21 protein-coding genes are annotated in these 19,460 nt (G+C 66.9%); 10 read left to right on the top strand and 11 right to left on the bottom strand.

What is annotated here, in order from left to right; genetic code table 11:
- The first annotated feature begins 412 nt into the window (after positions 1-412).
- Both moaB and ppk2 read left to right on the top strand, forming a co-directional pair.
- Positions 413-931, top strand: coding sequence for a molybdenum cofactor biosynthesis protein B (gene moaB, locus FHY19_RS21180; protein WP_259168391.1), 519 nt, complete (start codon positions 413-415; stop codon positions 929-931).
- A 30-nt stretch (positions 932-961) separates the two neighbouring features.
- Positions 962-1,744 carry a polyphosphate kinase 2 gene (ppk2, locus tag FHY19_RS21175; protein ID WP_184354470.1) on the top strand — a complete coding sequence of 261 codons (783 nt, stop codon included), beginning with the start codon at positions 962-964 and terminating at the stop codon, positions 1,742-1,744.
- On the opposite strand, the gene FHY19_RS21170 is transcribed toward ppk2, so the two are convergent.
- From FHY19_RS21170 to FHY19_RS21155, 4 genes are all read right to left on the bottom strand, one after another.
- The gene (locus FHY19_RS21170; RefSeq protein ID WP_259168386.1) at positions 1,726-2,946 is read right to left on the bottom strand and encodes a hypothetical protein; all 1,221 of its coding nucleotides are present in this window, start codon (positions 2,944-2,946) and stop codon (positions 1,726-1,728) included. The two genes, ppk2 and FHY19_RS21170, sit on opposite strands and share 19 nt — an antisense overlap.
- A gap of 84 nt (positions 2,947-3,030) precedes the next feature.
- Entirely contained in the window at positions 3,031-3,297 is a 267-nt protein-coding gene (locus tag FHY19_RS21165) for an acylphosphatase (RefSeq protein ID WP_102252735.1), read from the bottom strand.
- Positions 3,297-3,905, bottom strand: coding sequence for a TlpA disulfide reductase family protein (locus tag FHY19_RS21160; RefSeq protein WP_024938584.1), 609 nt, complete (start codon positions 3,903-3,905; stop codon positions 3,297-3,299). Before FHY19_RS21160 ends, FHY19_RS21165 begins: the two co-directional genes overlap by 1 nt.
- Positions 3,902-5,179 carry a YihY family inner membrane protein gene (locus FHY19_RS21155; RefSeq protein ID WP_024938585.1) on the bottom strand — a complete coding sequence of 426 codons (1,278 nt, stop codon included), beginning with the start codon at positions 5,177-5,179 and terminating at the stop codon, positions 3,902-3,904. Before FHY19_RS21155 ends, FHY19_RS21160 begins: the two co-directional genes overlap by 4 nt.
- A gap of 51 nt (positions 5,180-5,230) precedes the next feature.
- Between FHY19_RS21155 and wrbA the strand changes: the two genes are divergently transcribed.
- From wrbA to ybaK, 4 genes are all read left to right on the top strand, one after another.
- A complete protein-coding gene (gene wrbA, locus FHY19_RS21150) occupies positions 5,231-5,887 on the top strand; it encodes an NAD(P)H:quinone oxidoreductase (RefSeq protein WP_024938586.1) in 657 nt (218 codons plus the stop codon).
- Positions 5,884-6,228: a DUF2069 domain-containing protein gene (locus tag FHY19_RS21145; protein WP_047128204.1), complete on the top strand. Its 345-nt coding sequence runs from the start codon at positions 5,884-5,886 to the stop codon at positions 6,226-6,228. The genes wrbA and FHY19_RS21145 overlap by 4 nt, the downstream gene beginning before the upstream one ends.
- An 85-nt stretch (positions 6,229-6,313) precedes the next feature.
- Positions 6,314-6,799, top strand: coding sequence for an asparaginase domain-containing protein (locus FHY19_RS21140; protein WP_259168373.1), 486 nt, complete (start codon positions 6,314-6,316; stop codon positions 6,797-6,799).
- 4 nt (positions 6,800-6,803) lie between these two features.
- A complete protein-coding gene (gene ybaK, locus FHY19_RS21135) occupies positions 6,804-7,277 on the top strand; it encodes a Cys-tRNA(Pro) deacylase (protein WP_259154146.1) in 474 nt (157 codons plus the stop codon).
- Between the two features lie 30 nt (positions 7,278-7,307).
- Here ybaK and FHY19_RS21130 read toward each other — a convergent pair whose 3' ends face one another.
- From FHY19_RS21130 to sufT, 5 genes are all read right to left on the bottom strand, one after another.
- The gene (locus tag FHY19_RS21130) at positions 7,308-9,005 is read right to left on the bottom strand and encodes a S8 family peptidase (RefSeq protein WP_259168371.1); all 1,698 of its coding nucleotides are present in this window, start codon (positions 9,003-9,005) and stop codon (positions 7,308-7,310) included.
- A gap of 341 nt (positions 9,006-9,346) precedes the next feature.
- On the bottom strand, positions 9,347-10,756 hold the full coding sequence (locus FHY19_RS21125; protein WP_259154150.1) for a S8 family peptidase: 1,410 nt from the start codon (positions 10,754-10,756) through the stop codon (positions 9,347-9,349).
- A gap of 260 nt (positions 10,757-11,016) precedes the next feature.
- Complete coding sequence (locus FHY19_RS21120) at positions 11,017-12,762, bottom strand: S8 family peptidase (RefSeq protein ID WP_259168369.1); 1,746 nt, start codon at positions 12,760-12,762, stop codon at positions 11,017-11,019.
- A gap of 317 nt (positions 12,763-13,079) precedes the next feature.
- Positions 13,080-14,165 carry a branched-chain amino acid aminotransferase gene (locus tag FHY19_RS21115; RefSeq protein WP_259168367.1) on the bottom strand — a complete coding sequence of 362 codons (1,086 nt, stop codon included), beginning with the start codon at positions 14,163-14,165 and terminating at the stop codon, positions 13,080-13,082.
- Positions 14,166-14,231: 66 nt separating this feature from the next.
- Positions 14,232-14,786 carry a putative Fe-S cluster assembly protein SufT gene (gene sufT / locus FHY19_RS21110; protein ID WP_029219190.1) on the bottom strand — a complete coding sequence of 185 codons (555 nt, stop codon included), beginning with the start codon at positions 14,784-14,786 and terminating at the stop codon, positions 14,232-14,234.
- 195 nt (positions 14,787-14,981) lie between these two features.
- On the opposite strand from sufT, the gene FHY19_RS21105 reads away from it, so the two are divergent.
- Positions 14,982-15,401 carry a hypothetical protein gene (locus FHY19_RS21105; RefSeq protein ID WP_259168365.1) on the top strand — a complete coding sequence of 140 codons (420 nt, stop codon included), beginning with the start codon at positions 14,982-14,984 and terminating at the stop codon, positions 15,399-15,401.
- Between the two features lie 779 nt (positions 15,402-16,180).
- On the opposite strand, the gene FHY19_RS21100 is transcribed toward FHY19_RS21105, so the two are convergent.
- Together FHY19_RS21100 and FHY19_RS21095 are read right to left on the bottom strand one after the other, a co-directional pair.
- On the bottom strand, positions 16,181-17,638 hold the full coding sequence (locus FHY19_RS21100) for an NAD(P)(+) transhydrogenase (Re/Si-specific) subunit beta (RefSeq protein ID WP_259168363.1): 1,458 nt from the start codon (positions 17,636-17,638) through the stop codon (positions 16,181-16,183).
- Positions 17,635-17,937: an NAD(P) transhydrogenase subunit alpha gene (locus FHY19_RS21095; protein ID WP_259154160.1), complete on the bottom strand. Its 303-nt coding sequence runs from the start codon at positions 17,935-17,937 to the stop codon at positions 17,635-17,637. The genes FHY19_RS21100 and FHY19_RS21095 overlap by 4 nt, the downstream gene beginning before the upstream one ends.
- A 113-nt stretch (positions 17,938-18,050) precedes the next feature.
- Here FHY19_RS21095 and FHY19_RS21090 point away from each other — a divergent pair, with 113 nt between their 5' ends.
- Genes FHY19_RS21090 through FHY19_RS21080 form a run of 3 tightly spaced genes read left to right on the top strand, consistent with a single transcriptional unit; the run spans position 18,051 to position 19,452 of the window.
- Positions 18,051-18,614, top strand: coding sequence for an RNA polymerase sigma factor (locus tag FHY19_RS21090; RefSeq protein ID WP_259154161.1), 564 nt, complete (start codon positions 18,051-18,053; stop codon positions 18,612-18,614).
- The gene (locus tag FHY19_RS21085) at positions 18,611-18,958 is read left to right on the top strand and encodes a hypothetical protein (RefSeq protein ID WP_259168362.1); all 348 of its coding nucleotides are present in this window, start codon (positions 18,611-18,613) and stop codon (positions 18,956-18,958) included. The genes FHY19_RS21090 and FHY19_RS21085 overlap by 4 nt, the downstream gene beginning before the upstream one ends.
- Before the next feature lie 5 nt (positions 18,959-18,963).
- A complete protein-coding gene (locus tag FHY19_RS21080) occupies positions 18,964-19,452 on the top strand; it encodes a DUF3106 domain-containing protein (protein WP_259168361.1) in 489 nt (162 codons plus the stop codon).
- Positions 19,453-19,460 lie beyond the last annotated feature (8 nt).

Raw genomic sequence — 19,460 nt, 5'->3', positions numbered from 1 at the left:
GCGGAGAGCGGCACACGGATGTGCCGCGGCGGCGCGTCAGACAGGATGTGCCGCGCCGAGGAGCCTCCCCGGCCGCGCTGTCGCCCTGACCGAAGCGAGTACCGACAGGCATCTTGCTTCGCCGTACCCTCACCCCAACCCCTCTCCCGGCGGGAGAGGGGCTTCAAGCGGCGCTTCATTAGCTTGTTCAAGCTTTTCAGGTCATGGAAACAACGCGCCGAGCGGCAGCGTGGCCGGGGATTGGCGGAGAGCGGCACACGGATGTGCCGCGGCGGCGCGTCAGACAGGATGTCTGCCGAGCCGAGGAGCCGATCCCCGGCCGTGCTGCCGCACTGACCGAAGCCAGTAGCTGAGTTGTGCGGCTTCACACCGTGGTGCTGTACCCGCGCGTCCCGGCTCGCTAGGCTTGGGCATGCCTTCCAATCTCGACTTCATTCCCTTGCACCTGTGCGTGCTGACGGTGTCCGACAGCCGCACGCTGGCCGATGACCGCTCCGGCGACTATCTGGTTGATGCCCTGACTCACGATGGTCACGTGCTGCACGAGCGCGCCCTGTGTCCGGACGACCGTTACCGCATGCGCGCGATCATTTCTGCATGGATTGCCGATGCGCAGGTGGACGGCATCCTGATCACCGGTGGCACCGGCTTTACCGGCCGTGACAGCACGCCGGAGGCAATCACGCCACTGCTGGACAAGACCATGCCTGGCTTCGGCGAGATGTTCCGGGCTATCAGCGTGGAAGAAATCGGCACGTCTTCGCTGCAATCGCGTGCGTTTGCGGGCTTGGCCAATCACAGTTTCGTGTTCTGCCTGCCCGGCTCCACCTCGGCCTGCCGCACGGCCTGGGAGAAGATCGTGCGTGCGCAGCTGGATGCGCGTACCAAGCCCTGCAATCTGGCGACACTGCGTCCACGCCTGGGCGAATAGCCTGCGCGCTTCATCGCTGTCGGAACGCGCATGTCGCACCTGAAACGCAAGGCCTACAAGAAGCTGCTGGCACCGCTGCAGCTGGAACTGGTCAACATGGCCCGCTGGCTGCGCCACACCAACCAGCGCGCGCTGGTGCTGGTGGAAGGCCGCGACACCGCCGGCAAGGGCGGCGTGATCCAGGCCATCGCCAGCCATCTGAACCCGCGCCAGTGCCGGGTGGTGGCATTGCCGACACCCAACGACCGCGAAAGCACGCAATGGTATTTCCAGCGCTATGTGGCGCACCTGCCGGCGGCCGGCGAGTTGGTGCTGATGGATCGCAGCTGGTACAACCGCGCCGGCGTGGAACGGGTGATGGGCTATTGCACCGACGCCCAGTACGAAGCGTTCCTCGATCAGGCGCCGCGTTTTGAACAACTGCTGGTCGACGACGGCATCCTGCTGTTCAAGTACTGGCTGTGCGTGGATCAGGCCGAACAGGAACAGCGCTTTGCCGAACGCCAGGAAGATCCGCTCAAGGGCTGGAAGTTGTCGCCGGTGGACCTGCAGTCACGCAGCAAGTACGAGGACTACACCGCCGCGCGCGAGCGCATGCTCGAGGTGACGCATACGCCGGACGCGCCGTGGACGCTGGTGGATTTCAACGACCAGAAGCGGGGCCGACTGAGTCTGATCCGCAACCTGCTGGATCGGCTCCCGGACATCGCGGTGCCCGATGACACGCTGCAGCTGCCACCGCTGGATGGCAAGCCGCACAAGGAACGTTACGGAGTACTGGAACCGATCGACGCTTACGCCGGCCAGTCCTGAGAGATCTCGTCGCTGGCCGTGGCGCGCGGCAGGGGATACAGGCCGGACTGGCGTTCGGCCTGTTCGGCCTGCAAGACCAGCTGGCTCAGGCGCTGACTGAACAGCTGCATGAACCCGCGGTGTAGCGGGCGCATCGCTTCGATGTAATCCACATCGTCGGCCTGCGGACCGAGCGGGCTGCAGGACGATAGCAGCACTTCGTCCAGGCGCAGCGCGCTGTCGGGCAGACGCACCAGCGCAGCGCGGCGCAACCAGTCGCGCATGCCCTGGCGGTACTCGGCGGCCAGGATGTAGGCCACTTCGACCTGATCCAGGTCCACGTCCGGATTCCACGCCAGCACCTGGATGACCTGCGATCGCTCGTCCAGCATGCGGCTTTCGGCAACCAGGCCGTGCAATTGCTGCAGCAGACGCCATTGGACGCCGGCGGCTTCGCGTTGCGGGGCCGGCAGGCTTTCGATCGCCAGCGCCAGGCGGCGGGCGAACAATGCAGGCACCTCGGCCAGGACGACCGGGCCGGCATCGGCGCCGAGCAGGAAACGTTCGGTGCGCAGCGTGGCGGTGTCGGGCAGGTAGCCGTCCTGCAGCGGCCGCATCACGCCATGGTCGAGCAGCGACAGCACCACATCCAGCCAGTAGCGACGCTCCTGTTGCAGCGCGCGGTTGGCGGTGGCGTTCTGCCAGGCCGGACGGACATCGTCCAGACGCGCGATGCAGGCCTGGGCATCGAGGTTGTCCCAGGGCGCACGGGTGGCGTCGTTGGGATCGAAATTTTCCACGCTGAGCATGCCGCCGCCGAAACGGTGCCAGGCTGCGCCGCGCTGGGTGCCGGCAGGATCGGGCCTGGACGCGGTCATCGGCGCGGCGGTGGCCGGGCGCAACAGGGCTGCGTAGGCGTCGGCCCAGGAATCGGGCAGACGCGCCGACAGCGGATAGCTGGCAGCGGACGCGCCCAGGCCGTGACGTGCGAGCTTCAGGCTCCACAGCACCGCAGCGATCACGATGCCGCCGAAGATCCAGGCCAGCAGCCAGCTGGTGGCCGCCTGCCCCGGCTGCAGCACGCGGGTCTGCGGCTGCAGAAACAGCAGCCAGCCACTGCCCGACAGGACGCCCAGGTACAGCCATGGCGCCAGCTGCGCCAGGCGACGGTTGCGGGTAGGCAGTTCCTGCCCGTCGGTGTGATCTTGAGATGGAGCGGCCATATATTCCCCCTGCACGCCTGATCGCGCTGACAAGGTTATCGGCGACGCATCGCAAGTCTGTTGGCCTGCTCGACTGGCAGCGACTCAGCCAGTTACAAATTCTTCAGTCGGCGGCGGCGCGCAGGGCGTGCGGGTCACCGCCGCGACCCTGGCCGCCGGCGGGCCTTGCCATAACCAGGATTCCAGCGCATCCAGCGCGACGGCGGGCCCGGCAGCGACCACCTCCACACTGCCGTCGGGCTGGTTGCGCGCATGCCCACGCAGGCCCAGCGCAACCGCACGCTCGCGGGTGGAGGCGCGGAACCACACGCCCTGCACCACGCCGGTGACGATAAAGCGCGCCGCCTGCATCAGCCGGCCTTGCCGGTGATGCCCACCGCCGTCTCGATGTCGCGTGCGGTCACCGGGCCGAGGAACTGCTTGGCGACCTTGCCGTCCGGCCCGATCAGATACGTCATCGGCAAGCCGCGCGGCGTGGCGAAGTCCTGCGGCGGTTGGTAAGGGTCGAGAATGGCAATCGGGTACGACACCGGGTGGTCCTTCAGGAACGCCTGCATGTCGGCGCTGCTGATGTCTTCATAGGCCAGGCCCACCACTTCGACGGTGTCGCGCATGGTGTGCAGCGCCGACAGCTCGGGCATTTCCTTCAGGCACGGCGCGCACCAGGTGGCCCAGAAATTGACCACCACCCACTTGCCGCGATGCGCGGCCAGGTCGTAGGCCTCGCCGGTCACGGTCGGCAGCGACAGCTTGGGCATCTCGGCGGTCTGCTGCACCACCGAGGTGTCGGTTGGGCTGGCCGGGTCGGCGGGAGCGGCCGGCTTTTGCGGCGTCTGTGCGGTAGTCGCTGGCGCTGCACCGCCGGCGGCGGGCGTGCCCTCGCCGGTGGGCTTGCAGGCGGTCAGCAGCAACAGCGGCAACAGCAGCGCACAGGCGCCGCGCACAAGGCGCACGGTCATGGGAGGTCTCCGGGAAGGTGGGTGTAGAGGTCGCCGACCGGTTGCGCCAGCACGCTGCGCAAGGGTTGGCGCAGTTGTTCCAGCGCAGCGGCAGCGGCCTGGCCGTAGGCATCGTCGCGGCACGGCAGGGGGCGGTCTTCGATCGGCACGCGCAGCTGGCAGCTTTCGTAGAGTTCGGCCAGCGGCACCACGTCCAGGTCGCGCGCCAGCAGCCATTGGCCGCGCTCGTCGCGGCGCAGCAGGCGGATGCGTTTGAGTTCGCACAGCAACTCCTGCATCAGCGTGTCGGTGAGCATCGGCTCCAGCGCCAGGATGCGGTCTTCATCCAGGCCGTTGCCGTGGATGCGTGCCTGGCGGAAGCGGCCGAGCAGGCGCAGCAGGCCATAGATCTCGAAACCCGGCGGCAGCCGCATCGCTTCGGGCTGGTAGCGGAATGCCGCCATCGAGGAGGCCAGCGAGGCGCCCAGCAGCACCGAAACCCAGCTCAGGTAGATCCACAACAGCAGGATCGGCAGCGCCGACAGCGCGCCGTAAATGCGCTGGTAGGTCTGGAAATTGCCCAGATAGAAGCCGAAGCCCCATTTGACGATTTCCATCAGGATCACCGCCAGCAACGCGCCCGGCAGCGCATGCCGCAGGCGTACCCCATGCTGCGGCACCACGCGGTAGATCAGCACGATGCAGACGAATTCCACCGCCATCGGCGCCAGCCGCCAGGCGAATTCGGCCAGCCACTGGCCTTCGGTGGTGCGGAACAGCGGCAGCGCGAACACGTAGGCGGCCATCGCCATCGAGGCGGCGGCCAGCATCGTGCCCAGGGTCAGCACCGTCCAGTAGATCAGGAAGCGGGTCACCTTCGGCCGTGCGGCGGCGACCCGCCAGATGCTGTTGAAGGTCTGCTCGATGCTATGCAGGGTGATCAGCAGCGAGGCCACCAGCGCGACCATACCGGCCACGGTGAATTTGCCCAGATCCTCCAGCGAACGATTGAGGTAGTTCTGCACCGAGCGCGCCGCGCCGGGCACGAAGTTGTTGAAGATGAAGTCGGTCAGCGCGTCCTTCCACTCGTTGAAGGCCGGGAACGCCGACAGCACCCCGAACACCACGATCGCCAGCGGCACCAGCGCGAACACCGTGGTGTAGGCGAGCGAGGCGGCCGCCTGGAACAGGCGGTCGTCGAGAAAGCGGCGCCACAGGAAGCGCCCGAAGCTGACCGTCCGCGCGCGGTCGCGCAGCCGTTCTTTCCATTGGTGGATTTTGTTCACGCGCAACATCGCGCAAGGGTACCCGATGCGCCGTCATCGCGGCCTTGCCGCAACTGCGGCGTGCAGGCAGGCGGTGGCTTGGCCGATACTGCGGCAACTCACACAGGCGGTAGATGCGCGATGGCGGAGATTCTGGTGCTGTATTACAGCCGTGGCGGTTCGGTGGCGCGGCTGGCGCGGCAGATCGCGCGCGGCATCGGCGAAGTACCGGGCATGGGCGCGCGGCTGCGCACGGTACCGCCGGTAGCGGCGGTGACCCAGACCAGCGCCCCGCCGGTGCCGGACGAGGGCGCGCCGTATGTGGACAAGGCCGATCTGGCCGAATGCAGCGGTTTGCTGCTGGGCAGCCCGACCCGCTTCGGCAACATGGCCGCGCCGATGAAGCATTTCCTCGACGGCCTGGGCGCCGAGTGGGCCAGCGGCACCCTGGCCGGCAAGCCGGCAGGCGTGTTCACTTCCACCGCCTCGATGCACGGCGGCCAGGAATCCACCTTGCTGTCGATGCACCTGCCGCTGCTGCACCACGGCTGCCTGATCGTCGGCATCCCGTTCACCGAGCCGGCGCTCAGCCATACCACCAGCGGCGGCACGCCCTATGGCGCCAGCCATGTCTCCGGCGCCGGCGGCGACCCGCAACCGAGCGAGGACGAAGCGCTGCTGGCGCGTGCGCTGGGTCGCCGGGTGGCCGATATCGCCCGGCGCCTGGCCAGCCCATGAGCGTGCGTGCCACGCACTGGCTGCTGACTGCCGCGCTGATCGCGCTGACGGTACTGTTCGTGAGCTGGTTTCACGACGACCGCCACCGCACCGCGGCGCTGCTGGTGTTCGCACTGCCGCCGGCGCTGATGGCCGCGCTGGCGCTGCGCAGCGCACGTGCGCGTTTCTGGGCCGGCGTGTTTGCGCTGGGCTGGTTCAGTCACGGCGTGATGGCCGCCTGGAGCCAGCCGCAGGCACGTGGGCTGGCCTGGCTGGAAGTACTGCTGGCCCTGCTGGTGGTGGCATTGGTGGGCGGCCCCGGCATGGCGGCGCGCTTCGGCCGCAAGCGCCCTCCACGTTGACCCGCTTGGGCAGCACCCGCGCCGGGGTCGTATCATGACGGCCCTCGCGCGGCCTGCACCGCGCCCGTTTGAAGGACCCGCAGCAATGGAAGACCTCCTGATCGTCACCACCGGTGGCACGATCGACAAGATCTACTTCGACGACAAATCGGACTACCAGATCGGCGACCCGCAGATCGGCCAGATCCTCAAGGAGCTGGGCGTGACCTTCCGCTTCTCGGTGATTCCGATCATCCGCAAGGATTCGCTGCACATCACCGACGCCGACCGCGAACTTGTGCGCGCCACCATTGCCGCCCAGCCGACCCGCCACGTGCTGATCACCCACGGCACCGACTCGATGGTGGAAACCGGCAAGGTGCTGCAGTCGATCGCCGACAAGACCATCGTGATGACCGGCGCGCTCAATCCGGCGCGCTTTCGCGGCTCCGATGCCGAGTTCAACATCGGCTGCGCGGTCGGCGCGGTGCAGTCGCTGCCGGCCGGCGTGTACATCGCCATGAACGGACGCATCTGGAATCCCGAGAAAGTGCGCAAGAACGTCGCAGCCAACCGCTTCGAACCGGTCTGAGGCCATGAGCAAGGCCACCCGCGCGACCAAGGCATTGGACGCTGCAGGCGTGGCCTACGCGCTACACCCCTACGACTATCAACACGATGCAGACGCCAAAGGCCTGCAGGCGGCAAACGCGCTTGGGCTGGCACCGCAGACGGTGCTGAAGACCTTGATGGCCTGGGTCGACGACCTGGCCGTGTGTGCGGTCATTCCCTGCGACCGGCGCCTGTCGCTGAAGAAACTGGCCAGCGCGTGCGGCGGAAAGTCCGCACGCATGATGGACGTGGCCGATGCACAACGCCGCACCGGCTACAAGGTGGGCGGTATCAGCCCGCTCGGTCAGCAACGGCAGACGCCGGTGCTGATCGAAGCCACGGCGCTGGACGCACCGGCGCTGTGGATCAACGCCGGCCAGCGCGGGTTGCTGCTGGAATTGCCCGGCGCACAGTTGCTGCAGGCACTCAGTGCGCGGGCCTGCGCACTGTGCGACTGAGCCGCGGCGGCATCACCGCCGCCACCCTGCTCAGTACGCCGCCGTGACGCTGACGCCTGAAAACGCCAATGTCGCCTTCAACCGCACGTAGTACGTACCGGCCGCCGGTGCGTTGACTGTGCAGCTGTCGGCATTGCCCGGCAGCAGGCTGCGGCAGCTGTAGGCGGTATCGGTCGGCAGTGCACCTGCGCGTAGCGACAGATCGGCATTGCCGCTGCCACCGTTGAGCGTCACCTTCAGCGTGCGCGTGCCGGCCGGCACGTTGATCTGGTAATACAGCACATCCGACTGCGCCGCACTCAAGCCGGTACGCGCCACATTCCGGGCAAGGGTGGTCGACTCGATCACCGCAGCAACCGCGCCATCGGCATTGACCAGGCCCACACCGCAGCCCTGCGTACAGGCAACCGGCAACGGCCGGGCGCTGCTCTTGAGCAGGGCTTTCACCGTGGCCGGCGTCAGCGGATTCAGCGCCACCGATTGCATCAACGCCACCACACCGGCCACATGCGGTGCAGCCATCGAGGTACCGCTGTACGACGCATACGCCGCATTCCCCGGCACCGTGGTGCCGCTGTTGAGCGTGGAGACGATGGCCTGTCCCGGCGCCGCGATATCCACGCCCTTGCCGAAGTTGGAGAAGCTGGCCTTGGCGCCCGCCGAGGTGGTGGCCGCCACTGCGATCACGTTCGGGCAATTGGCCGGCACGCTGGTGGACACATCCATATTGCTGTTGCCCGCCGCCACCACCACCGAACTGCCACGTGTCACCGCAGCGGCGATGGCATTACTCATCGTTGCCGAGCAACTGCCGTAGCCGCCCAGCGACAGGTTGATCACCGTGGCAGGATTCGGGTTGGCCGGCACACCGTTGACCTTTCCGCCAGAGGCCCAGACGATCGCATCGGCGATGTCGGACATGTAACCGCCGCAGCGGCCAAGCACGCGCAGCGGCAGCACCCTGGCATTGAACGCGGTACCGACCACGCCGACCGCATTGTTGCCGACCGCCGCCACGATGCCGGCCACATGCGTGCCATGCCAGCTGGAGCTGGACGCGGACGCACCCGGCCCGCACTCGTTGGCGGCGGTCCAGTCGCCCTGGTCGGCGGCACTGGCATCGCGCGCATTGCCATCGCGCGCCGTCGCCGGGTCGATGATGAAGTCGTAGCCGGGCAGGACATTGGCGTCCAGATCCGGATGCTTGGTGATGCCGGTATCGATCACCGCCACCACGATGCCCTTACCGGTGGTGCGATCCCACGCCGGTCGGATATTCATGCTGGCGGCGGTGGCGCCCATCGCCCATTGCTGCGGCACGCCCGGATCGTTGGGCACCAGCAAGGGGCGCATCAACACGTCAACTTCCACGCGCTTGACGGCCGGGTCGGCGGCAAGGCGCCGCATCAGGCTTTCTGCGTCCACGCGGTCCAGTTTGCGATCGGCCACCAACAGCATCGGGCCCGTGCTGAGCCGGCGAGTGGCCGACAAGCCCAACGCGCGTCCGCGCTGTGCAGGCACGGCGCTGGCGATCTCGCGCCATGGCGCAGACAAGCCGGTCGCACGGCTGCTGCCGACGCGGTCCTTGTAGCTGACAATGAAACGTTGATGGGTGGAGCTGGACGCCAGCCCTTGCAGGCTGACCTCGCCAGCAGTGGCATAAAACGTGCATGACAACGCGCAGACCAAGACAGCGTGGCGCAGCGCACCAAGCGAGACATACGACATGGATCAACCCTCCCCAAGGCGTTGAACGTTCGGAAGACAACGCGCTGACGCCCTCTGCGACGCGCACTGCCTGATCGTGGGGCGGTTGCACACGGCCATGCCTCACGTGGGCTGGCTATCGGCGTGCCATCTGCATGGCTGAAGCGGCCGGACGGCAGTGCCATGCGCTTTGTTCAGCCACTGCCGCCGCCGGTTGGCCAATTCCCAGGCGTGGCCGAGGCCCAAACGCACACTGCCCCGCCGAAGCGGGGCAGTGCAGGTTTCAAAACACCGACAGCGACGTCGGGGCTGGCCCGACGTCGATGCCGGCGGTCAGGCCGGCATCGCGCATGGCCTTCGCCTTACGGGGTCTGGCTGACCGCGCCCGCCGCATTGACGATGCCGGCACCGCAGCCGCCCGAGCAGGTGCCCGGCAACGGACGCGCGGTGTTCTTCAGCAGGGTTTCCACTGCCGCGGGGGTCAGCGGACGGCTGGCTGCCGACTGCACCAGCGCCACCACGCCGGCCACGTGCGGGGCCGCCATCGAGGTGCCGTTGTAGGACGCGTAGCTGGCGCTGCCCGGCGTGGTGGTGCCGCTGTTCAAGGTTGACAGGATCGCCGAGCCAGGGCCGGAGATATCGATGGTGCTGCCGAAGTTGGAGAAGCTCGAACGCGCGCCGGCCGAGGTGATCGACGCCACCGAGATCACGTTGGCGCAGCTGGCCGGGGTGAAGTTGGCCACGTTGGCGTTGCTGTTGCCAGCCGCCACCACCACCGTGGTGCCGCGCGACACCGCGCCGTTGATGGCGTTCTGGTAGGTGCTGGAACAGGTGCCACTGCCGCCCAGCGACATGTTGATCACCTCGGCCGGGTTGGCATTGGCCGGCACGCCCGAGACCGTGCCGCCGGAAGCCCAGACGATGGCATCGGCGATGTCGGAGGTGGTGCCGCCGCACAGGCCCAGGGCGCGGATCGGCACGACGCGCGCATTGAACGCGGTCCCGGCCACACCGGTGCCGTTGTTGGTGACCGCGGCAATGGTGCCGGCCACATGGGTGCCGTGCCAGCTGGAATTGGCGGCCGGCACGCCGGACCCGCACTGATTGGCAGCACGCCAGTCGCCCTGGTCGGCCGGATTGTTGTCGCGGCCATTGTTGTCGCGCGCACGCGCCGCGTCGCTGATGAAGTCGTAGCCCGGCAGCACGTTCGCATTGAGGTCTGGGTGGCTGGTGATGCCGGTGTCGATCACTGCCACCACCACGCCGGTGCCGGTGGCGGTGTCCCAGGCCGGGCGCACGTTGATGCTGGAAGCGGTGGTACCGAAGCCCCATTGCTCGGACAGCCGCGTGTCGTTCGGGGTCAGGGTCGGATACATGATCTGGTCGACTTCCACGTAGTCCACGCTCGGGTCGGCGGCGATGCGGCGCATCAGCGTTTCGGCCTCGGCACGGTCCAGGCCACGGCTGGCCTTGAGCACTTCCGAACCGAGCGCGGTACGGCGCACGTGGCTCAGGCCCAGCGCGCGACCGGCGCGGGCCGGCACTGCGGTGGCGACTGAATTGAGCGATGCGCGCATCGACGTCGGACTCACTGCCGGGCTGCTGCCGTCCTTGTACTTGACGATGAAGCGGTCCAGCGTGGGCTGCGATTCCAGGCCGGACAGGTTGACCTGACCGGCAAACGCCGGCACGGCCAGCAGGGAGGTCAGCGCGGAAACACCCAGCACCACCAGTGCGCGTGCAGGTGCACGACGTTGCGACACATTGGACATCGATCGTTCCTCAGTTTTTTATGAAGTGCCGCGGTTGCGGCGAGATGGCCGCCCTTGCCGCAGACTGCGGATCGGGTCGGAATGGACGGGCACGGGCGCCCGTCGAAACGACTGACCGGTGTCCATTCCGGCCGAGCGGCAATGCCTCGCCAGCGCCTGCCCAAACGGCAGACGTGGACGGACATCGCAGATGGGAGGCAGCGCTAGGCGGCGCTGCCTGGCCAGGCGGCCAGACAGCGCAACAGCGTCTAACGACAGGCTTAGTAGCTGGCGCGCAAGGTCACACCGGAGAACGTGCTGTATGCCTTGACCCGCACGTAATACGTGCCCGACGGCGCAGTGATGCTGCAGGTTTCGGCATTGCCGCTGCGGTACGGGCGGCAGGTGTAGGTGGTGTCGGTCGGTGCACTGCCGGCACGCACGTACAGATCCGCATCGCCGGTACCGCCGCTGATCGCCACGGTCAGCGTGCCGCTGCCGGCGGGAACGGCGATGGTGTAGTTCAGCTCCGCACCGCTGGCCGCACCCAGGCCGGTGACGGGCGTGCCGTTGGTCAGCGTATTGCCGGTTCCGCCACCGCCCCCACCGTTGCTGCCGCTGATGGCCGCCGTCACTGCGGCGTCGGCATTGACGATGCCGGCGCCGCAACCGCCGGAACAGGCACCCGGCAACGCGCGTGCGGTGTTCTTGAGCAAGGTCTCGACTGCGGCAGGCGTCAACGCGGTCGGCGCAACCGACTGCACCAGCGCGACCACGCCAGCCACATGCGGGGACGCCATCGAGGTGCCGTTGTAGGACGCGTAGCTGGCACTGCCCGGGGTGGTGGTGCCGCTGTTGAGCGTGGACAGGATCGCCGAGCCCGGTGCGGATACATCGATACCGGCGCCGAAGTTGGAATAGCTGGCCTTGGCACCGGCCGAGGTCGTGGCGGCCACTGCGATCACATTGGCGCAATTGGCCGGCAGCGAGCCGGACACGTTGGCCGAGCTGTTGCCGGCTGCCACCACCACGGTGGTACCGCGCGATACCGCCCCGCTGATCGCGTTCTGCATGGTGGTCGAGCAGGCGCCGCCGCCGCCGAGCGACATGTTGATCACTTCGGCCGGGTTGGCATTGGCCGGCACGCCGCTGACGCTGCCGCCGGAAGACCAGACGATGGCGTCGGCGATATCCGACAGCGAACCGCCGCACTTGCCGAGTACGCGCACCGGCACGACCTTGGCGTTGTAGGCGGTACCGGCCACGCCGGTGCTGTTGTTGGTCACCGCGGCCACCGTGCCGGCGACGTGGGTGCCGTGCCAGCTGGAGTTGGCAGCGGGAATGCCGGTGCCGCATTCGTTGGCGGCATACCAGTCGCCTTCGTCGGCCGGGTTGCTGTCGCGTCCATTGCCATCGCGCGCCGTGGTGGCGTCGCTGATGAAGTCGTAGCCCGGCAGGATGTTGGCATTGAGGTCGGCGTGCGTGGTGATGCCGGTATCGATCACCGCAACCACCACGCCGGTCCCGGTGGCCTTGTCCCAGGCCGGACGGATGTTGAGGCCGGCGTTGGTGGTGCCAAAGCCCCATTGCTCGGACAGCCGGGTGTCGTTGGGCGTCAGCGTGGCATGCAGGATCTGGTCGACTTCCACGCTCTGCACGTTGGGATCGGCGGCCAGCTGGCGCATCAGGGTTTCGGCTTCGGCGCGGTCCAGCGCGCGGTCGGCCTTGATCAGTTCCGGCCCCAGTGCCAGACGGCGGACGGAGGCCAGGCCCAGCGCCTTGCCGGCCTTGGCCGGCATCGCGCGTGCGGCGGCACGCAACGAACTGCTCAACGCGCTCGGACTGGCCAGCGCAGTGCTGCCGTCCTTGTAGGTCACGATGAATTTCTGATGGGTTTGGGCAGTTGCAAGACCATCCAGGTAGACCTCACCGGCAAACGCAGGCGTCGCCAGCAACAGGGAGGTCAGCGCGGTAGCGCCCAGGACGGTAAGCGTGCGAGGACGCTTGCGGAAAGACTCGTTCGACATCGAATTCCCTTCCAAATCAAAGAGAACCGCCTTGGCGGTGTAATCCGGCACCGCCTGCACAGGTCGGCGCCGAGTCCCCGGCATCGATCCCCTGTTATCGATCCGTTCAGCGAACCTATCCCACTGCAACCAGACTGGACAATACGAAATCGACACTTTTGAAACTTAAATATCAGTTTTGTGACAAGCATCATGTCTGTTCAGTCCGCTTCCCACAGTTTTTTGACGGTGCACCAGTCGTTGTTGCTGCACGGCAGCCAAAAAAAAAGCCCCTGCGCTGACGCGCAGGGGCCTGTTTTTGACGATGTGCCGCTGACTCAGGACAAGCGCACCAGCCACCCATGCCGGTCGGGCACGCGGCCGTACTGGATATCGGTCAATTCCTGACGCAGCGACATGGTGACTTCGCCGGCAGGAGCCGACAGGTCGCCCACCGCAAAGCCGTCGCCCTTGAGCTCACCGATCGGGGTGACCACTGCGGCAGTGCCGCAGGCGAATACTTCGCTGATCTCGCCCGACGCCACGCCCTGCTTCCATTCGTCGATGGACACCTTGCGCTCGATCACGCGCATGCAGCGGTCGCGCGCCAGCTGCAGGATGCTGTCACGGGTGATGCCTTCCAGAATGCTGCCGGACAATTCCGGCGTCACCAGCGTGCCGTCCTTGTAGACCAGGAACACGTTCATGCCACCCAGTTCCTCGATGTACTTGCCTTCCACCGGGTCCAGGAACAGCACCTGCGAGCAGCCCTGTGCATAGGCCTTCTGCTGCGGCAGCAACGAAGCGGCATAGTTGCCGCCGCACTTGGCCGCGCCGGTGCCGCCCTTGGCCGCACGTGCGTACTCGGTGGACAACCAGATCGACACCGGCGCCACGCCCTTGGCGAAGTACGGGCCGGCGGGACTTGCGATGACGTAGTAGGAGGCCTTGTGCGCGGCGCGCACGCCCAGGAAGGCCTCGTCGGCAATCATGAACGGACGGAAATACAGGCTGGTTTCCGGCGCCGACGGCACCCAGCCGGCATCCACGGCCACCAGCTGGCGCAGCGATTCGACAAACAGGTCCACCGGCAGTTCCGGCAGCGCCAGACGGCGCGCCGAGCGCTGCAGGCGCTCGCCATTGGCCTGCGGACGGAAGGTCCAGATCGAGCCGTCGGCATGCCGGTAGGCCTTGATGCCTTCGAAGATTTCCTGGCCGTAATGCAGCACGGAGGCAGCCGGGTCCAGTTGCAGCGGCCCGTAGGCGCGCACCTGGGCGTCATGCCAGCCCTGCTCGTTGTTCCAGGAAATGGCGACCATGTGGTCGGTGAAATGCAGCCCGAAACCGGGCGCGGCCAGGATCACGGACAGTTCGTCGGCGCTGCGCGGCGACGGAGAACGGGTGGAAGCGAAGGACACGGACACCGGAAGATTCCTGTATGGCGGGCGATAAGGACGCGGCGCCACATCTACGGACATGGCGCCTGACGGTCAGAGCATGCCGGTCTCGAGACGGGCCGCTTCGGACATCATATGCCGGCCCCACGGCGGGTCGAACACCAGCTCGACGTCGGCTTCGGCAATGGTCGGGATCATTTCCACCTTGCTGCGCACGTCGTCGACCAGGATCTCGCCCATGCCGCAACCGGGCGCGGTGAGGGTCATCTTGACGTCCACCCGGCGCTGGTCGTCTTCCTCGCGATGGCTGACCACCGCCTCGTAGACCAGGCCCAGATCGACGATGTTGAACGGGATTTCAGGGTCGAAGCAGGTGCGTAGCTGCTGCCACACCAGGGCTTCCACTTCCTCGTCGCTGGCGTTGTCGGGCAGCTCCAGCCCCGGCGGGGCCTCCTTGCCGATCGCATCGCCATCCTTGCCGGCAATGCGGAACAGATTGCCTTCGACAAAGACCGTGTAGCTGCCACCCAGGGCCTGGGTGATATAGCCATAACTGCCTGCGGGCAGGGTCACCGAATCGCCCTGCGGCACCATGACGGCATCGCAATCGCGTTCGAACTGGACGGGTTCGCTGCTACGGGAGTACATGGGCTGGATATGGGGCCGCGCCGGACGCGCGCAAGTCGGCCATTCTAGCCGACCAAGGCGATGCCGCTGCCGGTCGTGCCGCCGACGCTGCATTCCATCTGAAACACAGTCATCTGCAGCCACCGTGGCTCACGCCGGCAATGCAGCGCAAAGCGCACCACGCGCTCTATCATGTGTGCACTGTCAGGAGCCCCAATGCCGCCCACTTCCGCGTCCGCCAGAACCGCCCACTGGCTCTGGCCCCCGCTCCTGCTGCTGGGAAGCGTTACCGCCCTCATCGCCTGGCTGCTGATCGCCCTTGCGCTGGGCAACCAGGCCGGCTGGATGGCAGTGCTGGTTGCGCTGGAAGTGGCGTGGATGCTGCGCCTGGGTACGTTGCGCGCCGGCCGGTTGCGTATCGGGGTGACAGTGGCGACCACCGCACTGATCATCGTCGGCGCCAACTGGGGCATCGCCTCGGCGCAGCTGGGTAGCGCACTGGGCCTGGACCCGTGGACCTCGGCACAAAAGATGGGCACCGGGCTGGCATGGACCCTGCTGCAACTGGCCAACAACGGCTTCGACCTGCTGTGCTATGCCGCCGCGCTGGTCCTGGCGTGGTGGGCGGCGCGCTGAGTCGGACGTGCTCGCAACGGCTGCTGATAGGCATCCGTTGAAGCTGATGCTTGATGTGCACCGCTCAAGTCACGCCGCTCCTGCTTAGCGCTGGCGCTTTATTTTCCTGACGCAGCGATATCCGGGAGAGCTCTGCGGCTTGGTTGCGGGGCCCTTGCCAGCCCACCCTCGCGGGACACGCCGCAAGTACGTCCTTGTAGGCTCTTACGCGGCATCCATGCCGCGTAAGGTCCCGCGACGGTGGACGGGCAAGGACCTGTCGAGATGGTCGGTGGTTTGGTTGCAAGCAAGGCATGGTGTGCGTGGTTCAGATCACCGTGCGTTCGATCAGCTTTCCAGCGCAAACCGAATAACGGCAGCGGCTCAACAAAGCAACCTGCAAACTTTTCAGCGTCCCAACGCAAGACTTGCAATCGCAACAGGCAGCTTTTCATTCGAGCACCGACCAACTCCTGGTGCGGTGTCCTCGCCGGTTGCGGGACCCTTGGCGGCATGGATGCCGCCAAGGAGCCTCCACGGACGGATTCACGGCGTGTCCCGCAAGCGGTGAGGGCACCGCGCACTCGACGAGCCGAGCGTTTGACTGTCACTAAGCACTGCTGTGACTCAAAAGCTCAGTGGCTTGTTTCGGGCTGGCTGATAAGGCTGGCCAGATAGTGCGAATAGATCGCTCGTGAAGCAGCCGATCTGCGCTCAGCTGCAAGGAACTGGCAGCGAGAACACCGCCCCTCGACCAAGTGGCTTCGCAAATTCATCCGCTAAATCAGTCGCACAACGCCTCAGTGCCCGCCCCCATCCAGCGCCTTCAACTCACTGACCAGCGCGCCGGCTGCTTCCGCACCGTCGCCATACAACATGCGGGTGTTGTCGGCGTAGAACAGCGCATTCTCGATGCCGGCAAACCCGGTGCCCTTGCCACGCTTGATCACCACGGTGTTGCGTGAATTGACCACGTCCAGGATCGGCATACCGTAGATCGGGCTGGCCGAGTCGGTCTTGGCGACCGGGTTGACCACATCGTTGGCGCCGATCACCAGCGAGACATCTGTGCTGGCGAACTCGGGGTTGATGTCGTCCATATCGGCGATGAGGTCGTAGGGCACGCCGGCTTCGGCCAGCAGCACGTTCATGTGCCCCGGCATGCGCCCGGCCACCGGGTGGATCGCGAACTTCACCTTGACCCCGCGCGCGATCAGCCGCTGCGCCAGCTCCCAGATCTTGTGCTGCGCCTGCGCCACCGCCATGCCGTAGCCAGGCACGATCACCACCCGCTCGGCGAAGGCCATCATCGCCGCCACATCGCCAGCCTCGATCGGCTTTTGCGCCCCGCTGATCTCCTGCGCCTGACCACCGCCGCCGAAGTGGGAGAACAGCACGCCGCTGATCGGCCGGTTCATCGCCTTGGCCATCAAGCGCGTCAGCAGGATGCCGGCCGCGCCGACCATCATGCCGGCGATGATCAACGCCTCGTTGCCCAGTACATAGCCTTCGAACGCCACCGCCAGGCCGGTGAACGCGTTGTACAGCGAGATCACCACCGGCATGTCGGCGCCGCCGATCGGCAGCGTCATCAACACGCCCAACGCCAGCGCCACCACGAAGAAGCCGATGATCGCCAGCGGCTGCAGACTGGTGGCCGCCCAGATGCCGAGCACCACTAGCGCCAGCGCGATCAGCAGATTGACCGCCTGCTGGCCGGGAAAGGTCACCCGACGGTCGAGCCGGCCGTCCAGCTTGGCCCAGGCGATGATCGAACCTGACAGTGACACCGCACCGATGGCCGAGCCGATCACCGCCAGCACCACGGTGGTGGTGTCCGGCCGCCGCGCCGCCAGCTCGGCGATCGCCTGCGCGCTCCAGTGCGCGGTGTCGCGATTGGCGAAGAACGAAAACCGCAGCAGCTCCACCGCCCCGATCGCCGCCGCCGAGCCGCCGCCCATGCCGTTGTACAACGCCACCATCTGCGGCATGTCGGTGATGGCCACCTTCTTGGCCGACCACCACGCCACGCCGGTGCCGATCGCCAGCGCGGCCAGGATCAACGGCACGTTGTGCAATTCGGGCAGGAAGAACGTGGCCACCGTGGCGATCAGCATGCCCAGCCCGGCCCAGCGGATGCCGCTGCGCGCGGTCAGTGGCGAGGCCATGCGCTGCAGGCCGAGCAGGAACAGCGTGGCTGCGATCAGGTAGCTGGACTTGACCAGCCAATCCAGCAATTCGGGGGTGGAGACGTTCATGGCGCATCCCCGCCAGGCTTACGGCTGGATTTGAACATCTCCAGCATCCGCTCGGTCACCACGTAGCCACCGGCCGCGTTGCCCGCACCCAGTACCACCGCGACGAACCCCAGTGCTTTTTCCAGGGTGGTATCGGCATGCCCCAGCACCACCATCGCACCGATCAGCACGATGCCGTGGATGAAGTTGGAACCGGACATCAGCGGGGTATGCAGGATCACCGGCACCCGCGAGATGATGACGTGGCCGGCGATGGCCGCCAGCATGAAGATGTACAGCGCTACGAATCCGTCGCTCATCGTCTTTCGCTCCACTGGCCGTTGCGGCCCACCGATCATACTCACGCATCGGCCATGTCAACCGAATCGGCGCTGGGCCGTTGACGTCGTATCGTCCTCGCGGAAGCTACGCTGTGCTGGTGGGAACCCCTTTCGATCCGCAGCCTTCTGCAACGGCCGCCGCCGTCCCGGTGTCGCTGGACGCCTTCCTGGCCGGCATCGGCCCGCGTGCGTTCCGGTTTGCCGAGGCCGGTCTGCGTCACCGCGAAGACGCGCTGGATGCCGTGCAGGACGCCATGGTCAAGCTGCTCGGCTACCGCGAACGGCCGGCAGAGGAATGGACGCCGCTGTTCTGGAGCATCCTGCGCAGCCGCATCATCGACCTGCAGCGCCGCCGGAGCTTCCGCCTGAAATTCTGGGCGCCGGCCGAGCGCGCCGATGACGAGGGCCCGATCGATTGGGCCGACCCCGGCATCGGACCGGTCGGCGAGCAGCAACATCAGCAGGCCTACCAGCGACTGGTCCAGGCGCTGCGCAACCTGCCGGCACGCCAGCGCGAGGCATTCACGCTGCGCGTGCTGGAAGACCTGGATGTGGCCACCACCGCCAAGGCGATGGGCTGCTCCGAAGGTTCGGTCAAGACTCATCTGTCGCGCGCACGCGACGCGTTACAAAAACAGTTCGAGGATTTCCTGTGAACCGCTCCCACGATCCGGCCCAGTTCGATGCGCAACTGCGCCAACTGCATGCCGCCGCGCTCATCAGCCTGCCACCGCAGACCCTGGCACGCCTGCGCCAGGCCCGCCAGGCGCCGGCCGCCCGCGCGCGCCGCGGTTACTGGTTGCTGGCCACCGCCTGTTCCGGCTTGCTGGCTATCGGCATCGGCCTGCAACTGCGACCGGGCGACAACGCCCCCGCAGGCGCGTCCGCGGCCACGACCGTGGCCGGCAATGCCGCCAGTACCGACACCGACGACCTGCTGACCCAGAACCCCGACCTGTATGTCTGGCTCGGGTCCGATACCGCCCTGGCCATGGAATGAGCACGATGACCCGCACTACCCGCCTGCTGTTGACCCTGTTGCTCTGCGCCGGGCCATGCGTGCCGCTGTTGGCGCAGGACCGCCCGTCGGGTCCCCCGGGGCCTGGGCCGATGGACGGACCCGGCCCGCATGGCCCGGGACCGCGCAACGAGACCCCGATGCCGGAGTGGGACAAGCTGACCCAACAGCAGCGTCAGGTACTGATCGATGCGCTGCGCGAGCGCTGGAACGATGTGCCCGAAGAACGCCCGCGCATGTACCGGCACGCCAGTCGCTGGCTGGACATGACCCCCGACCAGCGCAAGCAGGCCAAGGCCGGGATGGACCGCTTCCGCAACATGAGCCCGGACCAGCGCCGCGAGGCCAAGGCCTTGTTCGACCGCATGCGCACGCTCAACCCGCAGCAACGCAACGAGCTGCAACAACGCTGGCAGAAGATGAGCCCGGCCGAACGCAGCGCCTGGCTGCGCGAGCACCCGCCGACGGAGGATTGAACGCAGCG

The organism is Xanthomonas sp. 4461, from assembly GCF_024806475.1.
GTDB lineage: Bacteria > Pseudomonadota > Gammaproteobacteria > Xanthomonadales > Xanthomonadaceae > Xanthomonas > Xanthomonas arboricola_F.
The sequence above is the reverse complement of the archived record's forward strand: the minus strand, read 5'-3'. Positions and strand labels throughout refer to the sequence as shown.

Coding starts and splice junctions, on each gene's coding strand:
- moaB (WP_259168391.1), top strand. CDS start 413: ATGCCTTCCAATCTCGACTTCATTCCCTTGCACCTGTGCGTGCTGACG.
- ppk2 (WP_184354470.1), top strand. CDS start 962: ATGTCGCACCTGAAACGCAAGGCCTACAAGAAGCTGCTGGCACCGCTG.
- FHY19_RS21170 (WP_259168386.1), bottom strand. CDS start 2,946: ATGGCCGCTCCATCTCAAGATCACACCGACGGGCAGGAACTGCCTACC.
- FHY19_RS21165 (WP_102252735.1), bottom strand. CDS start 3,297: ATGCAGGCGGCGCGCTTTATCGTCACCGGCGTGGTGCAGGGCGTGTGG.
- FHY19_RS21160 (WP_024938584.1), bottom strand. CDS start 3,905: ATGACCGTGCGCCTTGTGCGCGGCGCCTGTGCGCTGCTGTTGCCGCTG.
- FHY19_RS21155 (WP_024938585.1), bottom strand. CDS start 5,179: ATGTTGCGCGTGAACAAAATCCACCAATGGAAAGAACGGCTGCGCGAC.
- FHY19_RS21145 (WP_047128204.1), top strand. CDS start 5,884: ATGAGCGTGCGTGCCACGCACTGGCTGCTGACTGCCGCGCTGATCGCG.
- FHY19_RS21140 (WP_259168373.1), top strand. CDS start 6,314: ATGGAAGACCTCCTGATCGTCACCACCGGTGGCACGATCGACAAGATC.
- ybaK (WP_259154146.1), top strand. CDS start 6,804: ATGAGCAAGGCCACCCGCGCGACCAAGGCATTGGACGCTGCAGGCGTG.
- FHY19_RS21130 (WP_259168371.1), bottom strand. CDS start 9,005: ATGTCGTATGTCTCGCTTGGTGCGCTGCGCCACGCTGTCTTGGTCTGC.
- FHY19_RS21125 (WP_259154150.1), bottom strand. CDS start 10,756: ATGTCCAATGTGTCGCAACGTCGTGCACCTGCACGCGCACTGGTGGTG.
- FHY19_RS21120 (WP_259168369.1), bottom strand. CDS start 12,762: ATGTCGAACGAGTCTTTCCGCAAGCGTCCTCGCACGCTTACCGTCCTG.
- sufT (WP_029219190.1), bottom strand. CDS start 14,786: ATGTACTCCCGTAGCAGCGAACCCGTCCAGTTCGAACGCGATTGCGAT.
- FHY19_RS21105 (WP_259168365.1), top strand. CDS start 14,982: ATGCCGCCCACTTCCGCGTCCGCCAGAACCGCCCACTGGCTCTGGCCC.
- FHY19_RS21100 (WP_259168363.1), bottom strand. CDS start 17,638: ATGAACGTCTCCACCCCCGAATTGCTGGATTGGCTGGTCAAGTCCAGC.
- FHY19_RS21095 (WP_259154160.1), bottom strand. CDS start 17,937: ATGAGCGACGGATTCGTAGCGCTGTACATCTTCATGCTGGCGGCCATC.
- FHY19_RS21080 (WP_259168361.1), top strand. CDS start 18,964: ATGACCCGCACTACCCGCCTGCTGTTGACCCTGTTGCTCTGCGCCGGG.